General features: G+C 64.4%; 20 protein-coding genes. 13 read left to right on the top strand and 7 right to left on the bottom strand.

Features of this window, described 5'->3' with window-relative positions; translation table 11 throughout:
• Positions 1–34 precede the first annotated feature (34 nt).
• The 7 genes from lysS to IIE29_RS13775 all read left to right on the top strand — a co-directional run bounded on the left by lysS (position 35) and on the right by IIE29_RS13775 (position 6971).
• On the top strand, positions 35–1594 hold the full coding sequence (lysS, locus tag IIE29_RS13810) for a lysine--tRNA ligase (RefSeq protein ID WP_209325866.1): 1560 nt from the start codon (positions 35–37) through the stop codon (positions 1592–1594).
• A gap of 5 nt (positions 1595–1599) precedes the next feature.
• Positions 1600–1845, top strand: a complete 246-nt coding sequence (locus tag IIE29_RS13805; protein ID WP_209325919.1) for a hypothetical protein — start codon at positions 1600–1602, stop codon at positions 1843–1845.
• Entirely contained in the window at positions 1811–2143 is a 333-nt protein-coding gene (locus IIE29_RS13800; RefSeq protein ID WP_209325865.1) for a histone-like nucleoid-structuring protein Lsr2, read from the top strand. The genes IIE29_RS13805 and IIE29_RS13800 overlap by 35 nt, the downstream gene beginning before the upstream one ends.
• A gap of 570 nt (positions 2144–2713) precedes the next feature.
• Positions 2714–3241, top strand: a complete 528-nt coding sequence (locus tag IIE29_RS13790) for a hypothetical protein (RefSeq protein ID WP_209325863.1) — start codon at positions 2714–2716, stop codon at positions 3239–3241.
• A 69-nt stretch (positions 3242–3310) separates the two neighbouring features.
• Entirely contained in the window at positions 3311–3454 is a 144-nt protein-coding gene (locus tag IIE29_RS13785; protein ID WP_209325862.1) for a GPGG-motif small membrane protein, read from the top strand.
• A 299-nt stretch (positions 3455–3753) separates the two neighbouring features.
• Complete coding sequence (locus IIE29_RS13780) at positions 3754–6294, top strand: ATP-dependent Clp protease ATP-binding subunit (protein WP_209325861.1); 2541 nt, start codon at positions 3754–3756, stop codon at positions 6292–6294.
• A gap of 92 nt (positions 6295–6386) precedes the next feature.
• Entirely contained in the window at positions 6387–6971 is a 585-nt protein-coding gene (locus tag IIE29_RS13775) for an amino-acid N-acetyltransferase (protein ID WP_209325860.1), read from the top strand.
• Between the two features lie 16 nt (positions 6972–6987).
• On the opposite strand, the gene IIE29_RS13770 is transcribed toward IIE29_RS13775, so the two are convergent.
• Positions 6988–8016, bottom strand: coding sequence for an HhH-GPD family protein (locus IIE29_RS13770; protein WP_209325859.1), 1029 nt, complete (start codon positions 8014–8016; stop codon positions 6988–6990).
• 117 nt (positions 8017–8133) lie between these two features.
• On the opposite strand from IIE29_RS13770, the gene IIE29_RS13765 reads away from it, so the two are divergent.
• Positions 8134–8877 carry a hypothetical protein gene (locus IIE29_RS13765; RefSeq protein WP_209325858.1) on the top strand — a complete coding sequence of 248 codons (744 nt, stop codon included), beginning with the start codon at positions 8134–8136 and terminating at the stop codon, positions 8875–8877.
• A gap of 25 nt (positions 8878–8902) precedes the next feature.
• Here the strand turns inward: IIE29_RS13765 and IIE29_RS13760 are convergent, their stop codons facing one another.
• From IIE29_RS13760 to map, 3 genes are all read right to left on the bottom strand, one after another.
• A complete protein-coding gene (locus IIE29_RS13760) occupies positions 8903–9295 on the bottom strand; it encodes a VOC family protein (RefSeq protein ID WP_246475951.1) in 393 nt (130 codons plus the stop codon).
• Between the two features lie 52 nt (positions 9296–9347).
• Positions 9348–10694 carry a DNA repair protein RadA gene (gene radA, locus IIE29_RS13755; protein WP_209325857.1) on the bottom strand — a complete coding sequence of 449 codons (1347 nt, stop codon included), beginning with the start codon at positions 10692–10694 and terminating at the stop codon, positions 9348–9350.
• Between the two features lie 102 nt (positions 10695–10796).
• Positions 10797–11564, bottom strand: a complete 768-nt coding sequence (map, locus tag IIE29_RS13750) for a type I methionyl aminopeptidase (protein ID WP_209325856.1) — start codon at positions 11562–11564, stop codon at positions 10797–10799.
• 166 nt (positions 11565–11730) lie between these two features.
• On the opposite strand from map, the gene IIE29_RS13745 reads away from it, so the two are divergent.
• Complete coding sequence (locus IIE29_RS13745; protein ID WP_209325855.1) at positions 11731–11943, top strand: hypothetical protein; 213 nt, start codon at positions 11731–11733, stop codon at positions 11941–11943.
• 100 nt (positions 11944–12043) lie between these two features.
• On the opposite strand, the gene amaB is transcribed toward IIE29_RS13745, so the two are convergent.
• Positions 12044–13579: an L-piperidine-6-carboxylate dehydrogenase gene (gene amaB, locus IIE29_RS13740; protein ID WP_209325854.1), complete on the bottom strand. Its 1536-nt coding sequence runs from the start codon at positions 13577–13579 to the stop codon at positions 12044–12046.
• Positions 13580–13654: 75 nt separating this feature from the next.
• Positions 13655–14857, bottom strand: a complete 1203-nt coding sequence (locus IIE29_RS13735) for an NAD(P)/FAD-dependent oxidoreductase (protein ID WP_343071907.1) — start codon at positions 14855–14857, stop codon at positions 13655–13657.
• Between the two features lie 180 nt (positions 14858–15037).
• Here IIE29_RS13735 and IIE29_RS13730 point away from each other — a divergent pair, with 180 nt between their 5' ends.
• The 4 genes from IIE29_RS13730 to IIE29_RS13715 all read left to right on the top strand — a co-directional run bounded on the left by IIE29_RS13730 (position 15038) and on the right by IIE29_RS13715 (position 17554).
• Positions 15038–15913 (top strand): LysR family transcriptional regulator, encoded by an 876-nt coding sequence (locus tag IIE29_RS13730; protein WP_209325853.1) that lies wholly within the window; start codon positions 15038–15040, stop codon positions 15911–15913.
• Positions 15914–15935: 22 nt separating this feature from the next.
• Positions 15936–16538 (top strand): class I SAM-dependent methyltransferase, encoded by a 603-nt coding sequence (locus IIE29_RS13725; protein WP_209325852.1) that lies wholly within the window; start codon positions 15936–15938, stop codon positions 16536–16538.
• A gap of 102 nt (positions 16539–16640) precedes the next feature.
• Entirely contained in the window at positions 16641–16961 is a 321-nt protein-coding gene (locus IIE29_RS13720; RefSeq protein WP_209325851.1) for a putative quinol monooxygenase, read from the top strand.
• A 50-nt stretch (positions 16962–17011) separates the two neighbouring features.
• Positions 17012–17554: a hypothetical protein gene (locus tag IIE29_RS13715; RefSeq protein WP_209325850.1), complete on the top strand. Its 543-nt coding sequence runs from the start codon at positions 17012–17014 to the stop codon at positions 17552–17554.
• Between the two features lie 40 nt (positions 17555–17594).
• Here IIE29_RS13715 and IIE29_RS13710 read toward each other — a convergent pair whose 3' ends face one another.
• Positions 17595–18392 (bottom strand): energy-coupling factor transporter transmembrane component T family protein, encoded by a 798-nt coding sequence (locus IIE29_RS13710; RefSeq protein WP_343071906.1) that lies wholly within the window; start codon positions 18390–18392, stop codon positions 17595–17597.
• Between the last annotated feature and the right edge of the window lie 20 nt (positions 18393–18412).

The following is an 18412-nucleotide window of genomic DNA, read 5'->3' as shown; positions in this document are numbered from 1 at the left end:
CCCCCGCATGCCCGGTCCACGGTAGCCTTGAAGCATGGCGAATACCGACTCGAAGACTACTGAGAACGCAGACCTTTCACCCGAACATCTCGATCCGGAGCAGATCCGGATCCGGAAGGAAAAGCGCCAGCGTCTCCTCGATGCCGGAACCGAAGCCTACCCCGTATCTGTGGACCGCACCCACACCCTCGTCGAGGTCCACTCCGCCCATGACGGGCTCGAGGCAGGGGATGAGACCGAGGACATCGTCGGCGTCATCGGCCGTGTCGTCTTCGTCCGCACCACCGGCAAGCTCTGCTTCGTCACGCTGCAGTCCGGTGACGGAACTCGCCTGCAGGGGATGCTCTCGCTGCGCGAGGTCGGTCAGGAGCGCCTCGACGACTTCAAGACCGATGTCGACCTCGGCGACTTCCTGTTCCTGCACGGCCGGGTGATCAAGTCCAAGCGCGGAGAGCTCTCGGTGCTCGCGGACTCCTGGGCACTCGCCTCGAAGGCGATCCGTCCGTTGCCGGGCCTGCACACCGAACTGGCCGAGGACACGCGTGTCCGCCAGCGCTACCTCGATCTCATCACCCGAGAACAGGCGCGGGAGACAATGCTCACTCGCGCGAAGGTGATGACCTCGCTGCGTCGGACCTTCGCCGAGCAGGACTTCGTCGAGATCGAGACCCCGATGCTGCAGACGATGCACGGCGGGGCCTCGGCTCGCCCGTTCAAGACCCACATGAACGCCTACGACATCGACATGTACCTGCGCATCGCCCCCGAGCTGTTCCTCAAACGGGCCATCGTCGGCGGCATCGAGAACGTGTTCGAGATCAACCGCAATTTCCGCAATGAGGGTGCTGACTCCACGCATTCCCCTGAATTCGCCATGCTCGAGGCCTACCAGTCCTTCGGCGACTACCATTCGATCGCCGATCTGACGAAGACTCTGATCCAGAACGCCGCGCAGGATGCCACCGGCTCACTTGTCGTGACCCTTGAGGACGGCACTGAATTCGATTTCGGCGGGGACTGGGCGGTCGTGAGCATGTACGATTCCCTGTCCGAGGAATCCGGCGTCGAAGTGACTCCCGAGACGGGTCTGGACGTGCTCGACAAGATCGCCGCCGACAACGATGTCGATCTGACGGGAGTCTTCCGCTCACACGGCAAATACGTCGAGGAGCTGTGGGAGCACTTCTATCAGGATCGGCTGTGGGAACCGACCTTCGTCACCGACTTCCCGGTCGACACCTCGCCGTTGGTGCGGGAGCATCGGACGAAGAAGGGCGTCGTCGAGAAATGGGACCTCTACGTGCGCGGCTTCGAACTGGCCACCGGCTACTCGGAGCTCGTCGACCCGATCATCCAGCGCCAGCGGTTCGAGGCCCAGGCCGCCGATGCCGCCCGCGGCGACGAAGAGGCGATGGGCCTCGACGAGGACTTCCTCATGGCGATGGAGCACGGAATGCCTCCGACCGGCGGGATGGGCATGGGGCTCGATCGTCTGCTCATGGCATTGACCGGTTTGGGAATCCGCGAAACAATCCTGTTCCCATTCACGAAGCCTTTGGCCGCTTCGCATGAGGACACGGCTCAGGAGGGCTGATCACGATGCTCGATATCCTCAAAGCGCTGCTCCCTTCGATCTGCGTGGGATTGCTGTTCTGGTATGTCATTAGGAATATCTTCCGCGCCGATCGCAATGAGCGCGAACAAGTGGATAAATACTATTCGGAGATTGACGTTAGCGAGAGCGAGAATAATTCGGAATCGGATGTTAAGATGACTGCGACAAAGACCACTGATCATGAAAAGAGTGAACATGGCAAGGGAAATGCGCCTCGTTCTCACGGATGATTTCGACGGAACAGAAGCGGCAGAAACCGTTCGCTTCAGCCTGGACCAGGCGACCTACGAACTCGAACTCTCGACAGAGAATGCCGAAAAGCTCCGTGAGACATTCGCCCCATTCATCGCCAAAGCACGTCGCGTAGCCAATACCGGCGGGCGGGGTCGTCGCGGCGGTTCGGCCTCAGGACCGAAGCGGGACACAGCGAAGATCCGCGAGTGGGCTCAGAACAACGGCTACCAGCTCGGTGACCGCGGTCGCATCCCGCTCGAAATCGTCGAAGCCTACGAGGCTGCGGAGAAATAAGGGTTCGCCTCCGAGCGGCGGAATCATCCGAATAGGTCTGAGGGGCCAGCGAAGAAATTCGCTGGCCCCTCAGTTCTTTGTCTATGGATTCATTTCATGAACTGCTGGGGAACAATATGAGGAAATCCGGCGCGGTGACAGAAACACAGGGAACTGCCAGGAATTCGACGAACGCACCGCGCAGATGCCGCTCGCATATGGCAAATGACACAAGCTATTTCCACGCGCGACAAGGCAGGTTGAGTCCTGGGCCGGTATCTGCGGGTCTGCGACGAAGGAGCCACGGCGACTGCGAATGATGTCTGCGGCCACGAGCAGTTCGAGTCTGAGCAGAATCGATCGCCCGAGGACGCCGACGGCGGCGTCCGGACGAGGCATCCGCGATAGACACGAGCGTGCAGGGCCGGAGCCTGCAGCACAGACCGAAGCGGGGATCCGGGCCACCTCGGCGATCGGGGCGGAAACGAGAAGGTCCTTGTCAGGCCGGTGATGGCGTGCAACGATGACTTCACCCTGTTGATCGGTTCCACGTGATCAATGGCAACCGAACGGACAGCAAGGAGAGAACGCATGAATGCCACCACCATCATCTGGATAGTCGCAGCAGTCGTCGTAGTTCTGATTGTCGTCGGCATCATTGTCGCGGTGAGCCGGAAGGCCGCTGCGAAGAAGCGCGAGCATCAGCGTCTGGAGGCGGCGAGGATCCGTCAGGAGACGGCCGAGTCCGAGCACCAGCTGCATGCTCGTGAGGCCGAAGCGGAGCAGCGTCGGGCAGAAGCCAAACAGGCCGACGCCGACGCGGAGGTGCAGGCCGCCGAAGCCAAGCGCAGACAGGCCGAAGCGGAACGGTTGGACGCCGAAGCCGCCGAGCGCGACCGCGTGGCGCGTGCCGAGCGTGATGAACAGGAACGCAGGCTCCGTCACGCCGATGACCTCGACCCCGATGTCGACGCGCACGGCAACCGCAGCAGGACTGCCGACGGACGCACCGAAGCCGGCGGCGCTCGTGCTGCCGACGAGAACAGGCTCGATGATCGCAGCGTCGATCCACAAGCGGGACGGCGCAACATCGAGGACCCTGACTCGCCGCGACACTGAGACTCCGGCAGGATCCGCATCCTGTCGGCGCAGTACCCACCGTCAAACATGGAAGGAAGGGTCAGCACAATGGCTTTCATACTCTGGATAATCGCTGCCATACTCGTCATCTCCGGCATCTTCGCGATCTTCCGCAAGCAGATCCTGTGGGGCATCGTCCTCATCGTGGTCGGCTGCCTCGTGGGGCCGGGCGGAGTCAGTCTCTTCGCCTAGCTCGCGGAAAGTGCGACAGCGTCGCCCCAGCCGGAACAGGCTGGGGCGACGCTCATTCACACGACCTGGCTGGCGCGGCAGGCCGATGCGGGGAGGCCCATCGACTCAGACGGCCTTCTTCTGCCCTGCTGCCTTCGCCGCAAGGAGGCGCTTCCCACCTTGCGCACAAGGAGGGCGCATCCCGATGGCAATGGAATTTCGCCCATAGCCGAACGGTTTCGGCTGACGGCGAAACGTGCAATAGAACCGCGCTCATCGTCGTTAGGCTCAGAAGAATAAGAAGACCGAGGAGGATGAAAATGTTCGAGCGGTTCACCGACCGAGCACGACGCGTTGTGGTGCTCGCGCAGGAAGAAGCGAAACTTCTCAAACACAACTACATCGGCACCGAGCACATTCTGCTCGGCCTGATCCACGAAGGTGAAGGTCTGGCGGCGAAGGCTCTTGAGGGCATGGACATCTCCCTCGAGCAGGTGCGCGACCAGGTCCAGGAGATCATCGGACAGGGCCAGCAGGCACCGAGCGGACACATTCCCTTCACGCCGCGGGCGAAGAAGGTCCTCGAGCTCAGCCTCCGTGAGGCACTGCAGCTGGGCCACAGCTACATCGGCACCGAGCACATTCTGCTCGGCCTCATCCGTGAGGGCGAGGGCGTCGCGGCTCAGGTGCTCGTGAAGCTCGGTGCCGACCTCGGGCGGGTGCGCCAGGAGGTCATCAAGCTGCTCTCCGGCTACCAGGGCAAGGAGCCCGTCTCGGCCGGCGGACGCGAGGAAGGGGCGCCTTCGGGGTCGCTCGTGCTCGACCAGTTCGGCACCAATCTCACGGCTGCGGCCCGTGAGGCGAAACTCGACCCGGTCATCGGCCGACACGATCAGATGCAGCGCGTGATGCAGATCCTCTCGCGCCGAACGAAGAACAACCCGGTCCTCATCGGCGAGCCCGGTGTGGGTAAGACCGCCGTCGTCGAGGGGCTCGCACAGGCCATCGTCAACGGCGATGTGCCGGAGATCCTCACGGACAAGCAGCTGTACACGCTCGACCTCGGATCGCTGGTCGCCGGTTCCCGCTACCGCGGCGACTTCGAGGAACGCCTGAAGAAGGTGCTCAAGGAGATCCGCACCCGCGGTGACATCATCCTCTTCATCGACGAGATCCACACCCTGGTCGGTGCCGGCGCCGCCGAGGGCGCGATCGATGCCGCCTCGATCCTCAAGCCCATGCTGGCTCGTGGGGAGCTGCAGACCATCGGCGCGACCACCCTCGATGAGTACCGCAAGCACATCGAGAAAGATGCCGCCCTCGAGCGCCGGTTCCAGCCGATCCAGGTTCCCGAACCGTCGCTGGCGCATTCGATCGAGATCCTCAAGGGGCTGCGGGACAAGTACGAGGCACACCACAAGGTCACCGTCACCGACGGTGCCCTGGCTGCCGCGGTGAACATGTCCGATCGCTACATCAATGACCGGTACCTGCCGGACAAGGCGATCGACCTCATCGACGAAGCCGGTGCCAAGCTGCGGATCTCGCGGCTGTCGGTGCCCCAGGAGGTCCGGGATCTGGAGGAGAAGATCCTCGAGGCCCGCCACCGCAAGGAGGCTGCGATCGATGCTCAGGACTTCGAGCTGGCCGCTTCGGAGCGCGACTCCGAGATGAAGCTGGTCAAGGAGAAGGAGGAGCAGACCGAAGCCTGGCGCAAGTCCGGCACCGACACCTCGAAGGTCGTCGACGCCGATCTCATCGCCGAGGTGCTCGCTGCAGCCACCGGCATCCCGATCTTCAAGCTCACCGAGGAAGAGTCCTCGCGACTGCTGCGGATGGAAGACGAGCTGCACAAGCGAGTCATCGGTCAGGACGACGCGGTCAAGTCGATCTCCCGCGCGATCCGCCGCACCCGCGCCGGCCTCAAGGACCCGAAGCGTCCGTCCGGTTCGTTCATCTTCGCCGGCCCGACCGGCGTGGGCAAGACCGAGCTGGCCAAGGCGCTGTCCGAGTTCCTCTTCGGCGATGAGGATTCCCTCATCAGTCTCGACATGTCGGAGTACTCGGAGAAGCACACCGTTTCTCGTCTCTTCGGCTCCCCTCCGGGATACGTCGGCTACGAAGAGGGCGGTCAGCTGACGGAGAAGGTCCGCCGCAAGCCGTTCTCGGTCGTCCTCTTCGACGAGGTGGAGAAGGCTCATTCGGACATCTTCAACTCGCTGCTGCAGATTCTCGAGGATGGTCGCCTCACCGACTCCCAGGGGCGTGAGGTGGACTTCAAGAACACCATCATCATCATGACGACCAACCTCGGTACGCGCGATATCTCGAGCGGACTCCAACTCGGATTCCAGGTCGAGGGCGACACGAAGACGAACTACGACCGGATGAAGCAGCGGGTCAACGAGGAGCTCAAGCAGCACTTCCGTCCCGAGTTCCTCAACCGCGTCGATGACACGATCGTGTTCCCGCAGCTGAGCATGGAAGAGATCATCAAGATCGTCGACCTCTTCCTCGATCGCCTCGACACACGGCTTGCCGATCAGGGCATGAAGGTCGAGGTCTCGGATGCGGCGAAGAACCTGCTCGCCGAACGCGGCTACGATCCCGTGCTGGGTGCCCGGCCGCTGCGTCGGACCATCCAGCTCGAGGTCGAGGACACTCTGTCGGAGAAGATCCTGTTCAAGGAGATCGGACGGGGCCAGACCATCAAGGTCGACGTCAAGGGTGAGGGCCGTGAGGCCGAGTTCACCTTCGAAGGCACCGAGACCGAGAGCCTGAAGCCCGGTGACGACGAGGAGAACGAACTCGCCGCTGCAGGGTCCTCCGGTTCGAACGGACCGTCGGACACCTCCGCCTGAGCGATAGCGACGAAAGAGTCCGGGGAGTCGGCCGCTGGCCGGTTCCCCGGACTCTTTCGTATGCTCGCGACGCAATGGTGTTGAATGAGGACATGAGTTCTCATTCTGCCGAATTCGATCATGAACGGATCTCCGGAGACCACCATCTCAACCACGAACTTCCAGGTGGGCTCTATCTGCGACGAGCCAGAACCGGCGATGTCAAGGGCATCGAGGCGCTCGTGGCACCCCTGGCAGGAGAACGGATCCTCCTGGCCAAGGACACGGTGACGTACTTCGAATCGCTGCAGGAATTCTGGCTCGTCGTCGACCCGCAGCCCGATGGCTCGGAGATCCTTGCCGGCTGCGGGGCATTGCACATCATCTGGGCTGATCTCGCCGAAGCCCGGACGGTCGCGACCTCGCCCGACTATCGGGGCAGGGGAGTGGGCAAAGCCATCATCCGCCAGCTGCTCGCCGATGCCCGCGAGATCGGGGTCGATCGCGTGTTCTGCCTGACCTTCGAGACCGCGTTCTTCGGTTCCCTCGGTTTCGAACCGATCAAAGGCATCCCTGTCTCGCCCGAGGTCTACGTCGAACTCCTGCACTCGACGGACGAAGGCGTGGCGGAGTTCCTCGACCTGGCGCGGGTCAAACCGAACACCTTGGGCAATTCGCGCATGATCAGGTACCTCTGACCGAGCGCTCCTGCCGTCAGGACGGCAACGCCAATCTGCCGTCGACCTTCCCGGCCAGGCCATCGGCGACGAGATCCGAGATGAGGCGAGCGATTCGTTCCCGGTCCGCGCTGAGTTCGCGCACGCGGGCCACTGCGGCCGCTGTCGGTTCATCGAGCTCTTCGACGAACTCGGGATCCAGCTCGGTCACCGAGGTGGTGAAGAGGTCGACGCGGACCCCTGCCGGTCGCGCGTCGGCGGCGTGAGCTGTCTTGAGCACGTCCATGATCGCCCCACGCAGCTGGCGGTCCGTCCCCGTCCACTTCTGAATCTTCGGCTTCGTGGCCGAGGCGGGCCTGCCCAGCCGGTACCAGGTGCAGATGTCGCGCAGCGGACAGGCGGCACAGTCAGGGCTGCGTGCTGTGCAGATCAGAGCGCCGAACTCCATCACCCCGGCGTTCCATCGCACATGATCGTCCTCGGGAACGAAGCGGGCGGCCCAGTCGGTCTCCTTCCGACCGGGTGAAGCGGTGGGCCGCTCCCTGCCCGCGAAGAGGCGGACGAGAACCCGTCGCACGTTCGTGTCCAGGACCGTCGTGCGCCTTCCGTGAGCGAAGGAAGCCACCGCCGCGGCAGTGTAGGAGCCGATGCCCGGCAGCCGTTCGAGTTCCTCGACGGTCGTGGGAACCACATTGTCGAGGTCCTCGGCGATGACGCGAGCGGCCTCCTGCAGCCTCAGCGCCCTGCGCGGGTACCCCAAGCGGCCCCACCGATGGAGGACGTCGGCGGTCGGAGCCGCGGCGAGGTCGGCAGGGGTCGGCCACGCTTCCATCCACTCCCGCCAGCGCGGCTCGACCCGGGCCACGGGCGTCTGCTGAGACATGATCTCGCTGACGAGCACAGCCCAGGCGCTGGTGTCCGCCTCTCGCCACGGAAGGTCGCGAGCAGCTGAGGAGAACCAGGAGGTGATCGTCGTCTGCACGCGTCGCACCAGCGGTTCGGCGACCTCGGGAAATGGAGCGGCAGACCGGTGCGCATTCGATTCGAGACCGACTCGGTGTGTCATTTGGTTGCTCATTCGCAATTGCCTAGGCTCAAAGCGATGACTCCTTCCAATCGCGGTTCGCAGCCGAAGAGAGCTGCGGGGCAGCCTCGCCAGTCTAGCGGGAAGCTGCCTGCTCACGTGTACCGCAGACGCCGCATCACCTTGGGCGTACTCAGCCTCGTCGTCCTCGGGCTGTTGGTGCTGGGCATCGTCGGCATCGCCAAAGCCATCGGCGGCAGCGGAGGAGATGGAGACGAGGTCACCGCAGAGCCGGAGAAACAGTCCGAAAGCACCACGGCGGCTCCGGTGCCGGACAAGAAGGCTGCGAGCGGAAGATGTCCCGAGGACAAGATCGCCCTCAAAGCGAAAGTCGATCCGAAATCCGTGAAGGACGGGCAGAAACCCGAGTTCGGCATGGTCATCGAGAACAAGCACACCGCGACCTGTCTCATCGAGGTCGGAACCAAGCAGCAGGAGTTCGTCGTCGAGAAGGACGGCGACGTCGTCTGGTCGTCGAAGTACTGTGCGGCGTCGAAGGACGAGAACGCGGAAGTCTCAACCGAGTTCGCACCGCACTCGGAGAAGACCGCGAAGCTCAAGTGGAACCGGATCCCGGTCGACAAGAACTGCAATCGGAAGGATGACGACTTCGCGCCGGGCGAATACGATCTCATCGTCAAGCTCGATGACAAGGAGAGCAAGCCGACGACGTTCGAGCTTGAGAAGGACGCTGCCGCGAAGGCCGAGGAGAAGAAGGCCGAAGAGGAGGAGTCTGAGAAGAAGGACTCTTCTGAGGAGGAGTCCGGGGAGAAGGACGGCTCCGAGGAGAAGCCCTCGGAGGGTGAGCCGCAGGACCAGGAGTCAGAGGGCTCGCAGAACTGAGTCCGTTGGACCGGAGGACGGCAGGTCAGGCTCCGCGGTAGGAGCCCACGCCCCAGGAATTGCCGTCATGGTCGCGGAAGTCGAACTCCCGTCCGCCGTAGTCCTGCGTCGCCACGGGTCGGACGATCGCATGCCCCATATCGACGATCTCCTGATAGAGACGATCGACTTCGCGTTCAGTGTCGACGACGACGTAGATCGAGCTGCCGCCGACCGCGTCGAGTGCTGACCCGTCGTTGCGGACGGACCCGAACATGATCCCACCGGTATCACCGAGCGCGTATTCGGCATGCTCGACGAGTTCGGGATCCTGTTCATTGCGGATCACCACACGCTCAGTGAACCCGAGCGTGACCAGCAGAGCGATCGTCGCTGCCGCATCCGTGGTCCTCATTGCCGGAAAAACTGTCGTGGTCATGACTCAAGGATGCTCCATTTTCGTCCGAAAGTCCCGAACTTCCTCGAGACGTTCAGCTCTTCAGCAGGATCTCGACCGCCTCAGCGATATGCTCGCATCCCTTCACTTTCATGTCCTGCGGCGTGGCCACATTGCTCATGGCGCCCTTGGCCACGATGGCGTGGGTGATGCCCAGACGCTTGGCTTCGTTGAGGCGCTGGCCGAGGTTGGGGACGTTGCGGATCTCTCCGGACAGGCTGATCTCGCCGATGCCCACGAACCTCTTGGCCAGAGGCCTGCCCATGACGGCCGAGGCCAGGGACAGACAGATGGCGAGGTCGCTGGCCGGTTCCGCCAGTTTCGCACCGCCGACCGTGGCGGTGAAGACATCGCTCTTGGAAAGATTGGAATTCGGGATGTTCTGACTGAGCACGGCCAGCATCATCGCCACTCGTGAGGAATCGACCCCGGACACGGACCGGCGCGACTGGCCACCGGCGGACTCGGTGACCAGAGATTGGACCTCGACCAGCAATGGGCGTTTGCCCTCCTGGGTGACGGTCAGGCAGGTTCCCGGCGGATTCGCTCCGCTGCGGGAGAGGAAGAGCCCGGACGGGTCCTCGAGGCTCTTGATCCCGTTCTCCTCCATATCGAAGCAGCCCACGTCGTCCGTGGGACCGAAGCGGTTCTTCACCGCCCGCAGCATGCGCAGACGCGAATGCCGCTCGCCTTCGAAGGTGCACACGACGTCGACGAGGTGTTCGAGGAGACGCGGTCCGGCGATGGTGCCGTCCTTCGTGATGTGGCCGACGAGCACAGTGGGCAGAGATTTGGCCTTCGCCTCCCTGATGAGGGCTGCGGCGACCTCGCGGACTTGGGTGACTCCGCCGGGCACCCCTTCGACCTCGGAAGAGGCCAGTGTCTGGATCGAATCGACGATGAGCAGCTCGGGCTCCTCCGCCTCGATCATGCCCAGGACCGAACCGAGATCGGTCTCTGCGGCCAGCAGGAGAGAATCTGCCAAGGCATTGATCCGTTCGGCCCGCAGTCTGACCTGTCCGGCTGATTCCTCACCGGTGACGTAGAGGACTTTGGCTCCGAACATCGCTGTCTTCGCGGCTACATCGAGCAGCAGCGTCGACTTGCCGACTCCCGGTTCTCCGGAGAGCAGGACGACCGCGCCGGGCACGATCCCACCGCCGAGCACCCGATCGAGTTCGGGGACGAAAGTGGACTTCGCCTGAGCCAGGGTGGAGTCGATCTCGTTGATCGGCTTCGCTCCGCTGGACTTCTTGACCTTGGTCTTCACCTTCGACGAGCTCGCGCCCTTCTCCTCAAGGGTGCCCCAGGCCTGGCATTCGGGGCAGCGTCCGAGCCATTTGACCGTCGAATAGCCGCATTCGGTGCAGGTGAAAGACATACCGCAATTCTGGCATGAGCAGCTGACACAGGGGGTGGGGAAGCGGAAGGGCGCTCGACGACGAGATCGTCGGGCGCCCTTCGCGAGGAGTGCGGCAGCCGGTCAGTCGACGGTGGTGAGGACTCTGGGACCGTCCTCGGTGATGGCGATCGTGTTCTCCGAATGCGCGCCGTTCGAGCCGTCGGCCAGGCGCAGGGTCCAGCCGTCCTTGTCGACGGTGAGCTTCTTCGAGGTGAACGACCACCAGGGTTCGATCGCCAGTGTCAGGCCCGGTTTGAGCACGAGTCCGCGACCGCCCTTGCCCCGATTGGGAACATGCGGATCCTCGTGCATCGTGTGCCCGAGGCCATGACCGCCGAAGTCGAGATTGACCGGGATGCGCTGAGCACCGGCGACATCTCCGATGGCTTTCGAGATGTCGCCGAGGCGGTTGCCCGCCTGCGCCGCACCGATGCCCGCTTCGAGGCCGGCCCAGGTGGAGTCGATGAGACGCTGGTCCTCCTCGCGGCCGTCGCCGACGACGACGGAGCGGGCGGCGTCGGCGACCCACCCGTCGATGGACACGGCGAAGTCGAGAGTCAGGACGTCGCCGTCCTCCATCACATAGCTGTGCGGTTTGCCGTGGAGGACCCCGTCGTTGACAGACAGGCAGATGACATTGCGGAAAGGGCCCGAACCGAAGGACGGTGCGTAGTCCCAATAGCAGGACTTCGCACCGGCGTCTTCGATGAGCTTCCGGGCCCGCTTCTCCAGGTGCATGATGTCCATACCGGGTTCTGCGATCGAGGTCAGCTCCGCCAAGGTCTTCGCGACGAAACGGCCGGTCACCGCCATCTTGTCGATCTCGGCAGGCGTCTTCAGCTCAATCACAGGGGTTCTCCTTCGGCAGGGCTCGGGGCTTCGACATCGATTTTAGTCCCTGGCCCGGCCGTGGTCGCGGGCGCATCCGGTTCTGTGAGCGGAATGACGCGGCAGACGCTTCCCGAGCCGCTTCGCTCATTCGCAGGAGGGCTTGTCCAAAAGTAGGCTTGAGGCCATGGGAAACATCATCGCGGCTTTCGCTCTCGGCATGTCATTCGCGCTGGCGGTGACCTCGGGAGCCGATCTCCTGCACGAAGGCGACCGAGAGTGGATGCTCTGGCTGTGCTTCTTCGCGCCGCTCGCCCTGATCGGTTTTGCCGCCCAGCTCATCGAATTTAGGAAGAAGCAGAGGAAACGAGCATCGGCCGAGGGCGCTCCCAGAGCGTAGCGCCGGACGCATACGCTCGCTCAAGGGCGAGCTCAGAAATGTGGCTTTCGACGGCGACACATCCGAGCCCGCCCTTGAGCGAGCGGCAGGAGCCCGAGGGTCAGAGGAACTCGACTCCCTGTGCCAGCGGCAGCTCGCCGGAGTAGTTGATCGTGTTCGTGGCCTGTCGCATATAGGCCTTCCACGAGTCCGAACCGGATTCGCGTCCGCCGCCGGTCTCCTTCTCACCGCCGAAGGCGCCGCCGATCTCCGCTCCCGAGGTGCCGATGTTGACATTGGCGATGCCGCAGTCCGACCGCGAGAGGAATCTCTCGGATTCGGCGAGCTCTGAAGTGAAGATCGCCGAGGACAGACCCTGCGGAACCCCGTTGTGGATCTCGAGCGCCTCGTCGAGGTCCGAATAGGTCACGACATAGAGGATCGGGGCGAAGGTCTCGTCCTTCATCACCGCGGTCTGTGACGGCATCCGCACGACCGCCGGTTCGACATAATGCGCATCCGGACGTTCCTCGGCCAGCACGCGTCCGCCGCCGCAGAGGACCTCACCGCCTTCGGACTTCGCCTGCTCGAGGGCCGCCTGCATCGCCTCGTACGAGCCCTCATTGATGAGCGGGCCCACGAGCACTCCGTCTTCGGTCGGCGAGCCGATGCTCAGTGTCTTGTACGCCGCGACGATCTTGTCGACGAACTCATCGGCGATGGACTCGTGCACGATCAGCCGACGCAGGGTCGTGCAGCGCTGACCGGCGGTGCCGGCAGCGGCGAAGACCACCCCGCGCAACGCCAGATCGATGTCGGCGCTCGGAGCCACGATGGCTGCGTTGTTGCCGCCGAGCTCGAGCAGGATCCGTCCGAAGCGCTCTGCCACCACGGGGCCGACCTCACGTCCCATCCGCACCGAACCGGTCGCCGAGACCAAGGCCACGCGCTCGTCGCGGACCATGACATCGCCGATGTCACGACCGCCGACGAGGACGGGCACGAGGTTCTCCGGTGCTCCGACCTCGGCTGCGGCGCGGGCCAGGAGCGACTGTGCCCCGAGGGCTGCGAGGACCGCGTTCTCCGAGGGCTTCCACACCACCGCGTCACCGGCGACCAGCGCGAGCGCCGTGTTCCACGAGTACACGGCCACGGGGAAGTTGAAGGCGGAGATGACCCCGACGACGCCGAGCGGATGCCAGGTCTCCATGAGACGGTGCCCCGGGCGCTCGCTCGGCATGGTCTTGCCCCACAGCTGCCGGGACTGCCCGAGGGCGAATTCGCAGATGTCGATCATCTCCTGCACCTCGCCGGCCGCCTCCGAGGGGGTCTTGCCTGCTTCGACGGTGATGATCTTCGCCAGGTCCTCCTTGTGCTCTCCCAGCAGCTGTCCCCAGCGCTGCACGAGCTGCCCGCGTGCGGGGGCGGGCACATCGCGCCAGGTCGCGAAGGCTGTCTGGGCGGCGCCGATCTTGTGTGCTGCGGTCTCCGCGGTGTCGGCGGCGAGGGTGCCGAGCTCCTGACCGGTGATGGGGGAGCGGGCAGGCAGGTTCGCCGAGGCGGCCGATGCCCTGAGTGCGTCGGTGTCGACCCCGCAGGCGCTCAGTCCTGAGGACAGGAGTTCGGAGATGGTCTGGTCGGTGGGCAGTGCGGTCATTGCCGTCCTTTCGTCGAATGTCGTTTCATCAGTTCTTCAGAGGTCGTTGCGAGGTGGCGGGGCGGGACGGAGAGTTCAGACCACGTTGAGCTCCTTGCGCAGCCCGGTGGTGGCGAAGCGACGCTTGTCCATCGGGGAGACATCGACGAAGGGCTCGCCTCCGGTGATGAGATCGGCGAGCACCTCCCCGACGGCAGGGCCCATGAGGAAGCCGTGGCCGGAGAACCCGCAGGCGTAGAAGAACCCGGACAGCTCCTCGGCCTCACCGATGAGCGCATTGTGGTCGGGAGTCATCTCGTACAGACCCGCCCAGCCGTGCTTGGCCTCGACCTCGCCGAGTGCGGGCGTGCGGGCGGCGATGTGCTCGGCCAGTGTCGACAGCCAGTTCGGGTCGCGTTTGTCGTTGAACGACCAGTCATCGACCTCGTCGGGGCAGCCGAAGAGCAGGCCGGATCCTTCCGGGTGGACGTAGTAGCTGGTCGAGAAGTCGATGGTGAATGGCATGCCGCTCGTGTCGAAGTCGACCGGTTCGCTGACCATGATCTCGCGCCGCAGAGGCTTCACCGGCAGGTCGACGCCGGCCAGCTGCCCGATGAGGCCCGACCAGGCTCCGGCCGCGCACACGACCTGGGAGCAGGAGATGGTTCCACGGTCGGTGATCACCGAGGTGACGCGGCGGCTGGGGCCGTCGTCGGCTTCGAAGCCGGTCACCTCGCAGTTCTTGAGCACGCGCACGCCTCGCTCTCGTGCAGCGGTGATGTAGCCGGAGACGACCGCCTCGGGGGTGCAATGCCCGTCCCCGGGGTTGAATGCCCCTGCCACGAGGCCTTCGGTGTCGACGAAGGGGGCGAGTTCGGCCACCTCGGCGACGGTGAGCATCCGCGAAACGAGGCCCATCCTCTGCTGGAGGGCGACATTCGCGGCGAAGGCATCGGCGGATTCGTTCGAGTCGAGGAGGAACAGGTAGCCGTTGCTGACGAGATCGATGTCGACGCCGAAATCGGCCTCGAAGTTCCGCAGCACCTCGAGGCCGCGCGCGGCGAGGGCGATATTCACCTCGTCGGAGAACTGACAGCGCACACCTCCTGCCGCCTTCGACGTCGAGCCGGAGCCGGGGGTGTCGCGTTCGACGAGGACGATGTCCTCGACCCCGCGTTCGGCCAGATGGTAGGCGATGGCCGCCCCCATCACACCTGCACCGATGATGACGACCGAGGCGCTTTCGGGCATCGAATCGGCTGCGGAATGCGGGCTGTTCGAAGTGGTCGGGGTCTCCACGTTTCACCTCACTGTCTGCTGCTGCGACGGCCTCCGTCGGCCGCCGCAGCAGCGGAAGATGCCGACGACGATGTCGGCGGACTGTGACATGTCACCATTGTGCGTCCGATCACAGTTAAGGACAAGAGAGAGTTTATGAACGCTTTGTTTAGGAAGTGTGAAAGTCGCTATCATGCACTCATGGCTTGGACACTCGGGCAGCTGCGCACTTTCGTCGCTGTGGCAGAGCTCGGCTCGATGACGCGTGCCGCCGAGCACCTCGGCTACAGCGTCGGGGCCGTCTCCCAGCACATCACCGCTCTGCGGCGCGTCGTCGATTCCGATCTGTTCCTGCGCCGCGGTCGCGGCCTCGTCCTCGCCGAGGCCGGTCGCACGCTGCTGCCCCGGGCCAGGAACATCCTCGCCGCGCAGAAGCAGGCCGAGATGGCGATGCTCGGCCGGGACTTCCGCAGCGAGGCCATCGTCACCCTCGGCGTCTTCGGATCGGCATCGACCACGGCGCTGCCGCAGGTGGTGCGCCGGCTCGAGAAGCGCCACCCCGATATCGAGGTCCGAGCCCGTGAGATCAACGTCGAGACGATGTCCTCGGCCGTCATCGACGGAGTCATCGATCTGGGGATCGGGATCAACTATCCGGCCGTGCCGCTGCCGGCGATGCGAGGGCTGAGCTGGGAAGCCGTGGCCGGGGAGGACTTCGGCATCGTCGTGCCCGCCGGATCGGCGAAGCCGCGGCCCGGGCAGCTGGCCGAGGCCGATTGGATCCTCCCGCCGGCCGAGGAGCTCTTCGGACGCGCGATGCGTCTGGCCACCTCGGCGCTGGGGATCACCGCGAAGGAGACGCATATCGTCACCGACACCGCCGTCGCGCTCGCCCTGGCCGGGACTGGGCTGGGACTGACCCTGGCGACCCCGATCATGATGTCCTTGGGCGGCGCCGAGGTCGAACTCCAACCCGTGGCCGAAGCGGGCGGGCGGGAGATCATCGTCCTGACCTCCCCGGACCCGAGCGAGCCGGTGCGCGCCGTCGCCGAGGTGGTCGCCGAAGTCTTCGCGTGAAGTTCCGGCCTAGGATGAGGGCATGAGCTTCGACCATCAGTGGAACAAGGTACGCAGGGCCAATCCCGAGCATTCGGCCAACTATGCCCAGATGTGGCGCAAGCGCGTCGCCGAGGGGCACGACATCGGCGGAGAAGCGCGCTTCGTCAATGCGATGGCCCCGCGCGGTGCCCGCATCCTCGACGCCGGCTGCGGAACCGGCCGCGTCGGCGGGCTGCTCATCGAGGAGGGACACACCGTCTACGGTGTCGACCTCGACGAATTCCTCATCGCCGTCGCCGAGGAGGACTTCCCGAGCGGCCAATGGCACACCGGCGACCTCGCCGACTTCGACTTCGCCGGCGCCGGAATCACCGAGATCGACGTGGCCTTCTGCGCCGGCAATGTGCTCGCCTTCCTCGACCCGGCCTCACGCAGGCAGACCCTGGGCAACATCAAATCGACGGTCAAGCACGGCGGACGTCTCGTCTCCGGGTTCGGAGCCGGCCGCGGCTACGACTTCGACGATTTCGTCGAGGACATCAAGGCCACCGGAATGTTCGTCGACCTGAAGTTCTCCACCTGGGAACTCCACCCCTTCGAAGCCGACAGCGACTTCCTCGTCCTCATCGCCGAGAGGCTCTGAGGACCCTCGACCTGTCCGCGGAGCCCGGGGCGGTCGCAACGCCGAACGGCTCGAACTAAGCTGACACCGACCCCACCGAGAATCAACCGAGGAGAATCCACCATGATCTTCATCGTTGTGAAGTACGACGTGAAGCCCGAGAGCGTCGAGAAATTCCCCGAGGCTGTGCGCGCCTTCACCGAGGCGACGCGCGCAGAACCCGGGAACCTGTGGTTCGAATGGTCGAAGAGCCTGGAGAACCCGAACGAGTACGTCCTCGTCGAGGCATTCACCGACGAAGGCGCGGAACCGCACGTCAAGAGCGATCACTTCGCCGCCGGACTCGAAGCCATGCGTCCGCACCTGGCCTCGACGCCGAAGATCATCTCACGCAAGATCGACGGCGAAGGCTGGGACGAGATGGGCGAGCTCAAGATCGACTGATCGCCTTCCTGGCCTTCATCTCGCATCGATCGGACGAATAGACTTCTGGCATGGTGACCAAGGCGCAGAACATCGGATCGATAGAAAAGGCCCTCGGCGAGCCATGGGCCGATATCCATGCTCGCCTCGAAGCCGCCGGGGGAGCGTCGGCGAGTCACAAAGAACTCGCCGACGCTCTCTATCCCCAGTTCGACGGCAGAGTCGACAACCACGGCTGGTGGGTCCAGGGCGCGGTCGTTGCCTACGAACAGGAGATCGGCCGTCGCGTGCCCGGTCAGCGTGCCGATGGCACCTTCGACGTGGCCGTGTCCCGCACGATGCCCGGCGATCGTTCCGAACTCATCGAAAAGTTCGCCTCTCTGATCGGCGATACCCTCAACGAGACGGCCCTCGACGGTGATCCCCGCACCTCGGAGACGGCGAAGCGCTCCTTCTGGCGAGCGAACCTCGACGGCGGCATCAAGATCGAAGCCGCAGCTGAGACGAAGAGCGAAGACAAGACCCTCGTCGTCCTCACCACGTCCAAGCTGGCCAGTCCGGAAGCCCTCGAGAAATGGCGGGCCTTCGGCAAGGACCTCCTCAAGCAGCTCTGACCGTCCGGAAGCGGAACAGCTCCGACGATTCCGCTTCGTTTCAGCCGATGATCGGGTTCCAGACGCCGAGCACGTGAGCCGCTCCGATCGCTGTCCCGCAGACAACCAGGCTGTGGACTACCGCTGCGACATCTCGGACTGCGAAACTCGATCGCCTGCGCCACGTGCGTCCGGGACGACCGAATGCGCGACCCTCCATCGCCATCGCCAGAGTCGTGGCACGCCTGATCGAGACCACGAGCAGAACGAAGACCGCGCCGAACAGACTCCTGGTGCGCCGAACGAGCGAACCGCCGGCCACACCTCTGGCCCGCCTGGCCATCGCCAGCACCTGCCACTCACTGACCAGCAGACCCAGCAGTCGGCTCGCGGCGAGCACGGAGATGACGACGACCTCGGGCAGCCGCAGATGCTGGATCAGCGCATCGGCGAGGTCACGCGGATCGATCGTCGAGACGAGCACGATGAGCGGTATCGCCAAGGCGAGGACGCGCACGAAGATCGCCGCAGCCGCAGCCAGGGAGTCACTTGTCATGAGCAGCGGACCGAAGTCGATGACGACCTCCCCGGTCTTCTCCGCGAGGATCGCCGTCCCCCACGCCGCGAGCAGAGCACCGGCAGGAAGGAACCACAGCCGCCTGATCGTCGCGGCGAGATCGAGCCCGGTGGCGGGCAGCCCGAGCAGTGAGAACGCGAGCACCACACCGGCAGAGACGACATCGATGCTCAACAGCGCACCGATCATGAGGATGAGCGCCATGGTGATCTTCGTCAGCGGATTGCATCGGACCAGAGCCGTGCTGCGCACCACGGGAATGAGCTGACCGGGATCTTCCACCCCCACCTCGGGTGGCGGTT

The organism is Brevibacterium renqingii (assembly GCF_017808095.1).
Taxonomy (GTDB): Bacteria; Actinomycetota; Actinomycetes; order Actinomycetales; family Brevibacteriaceae; genus Brevibacterium; species Brevibacterium renqingii.
This window is presented reverse-complemented; position numbering and strand designations above follow the sequence as displayed.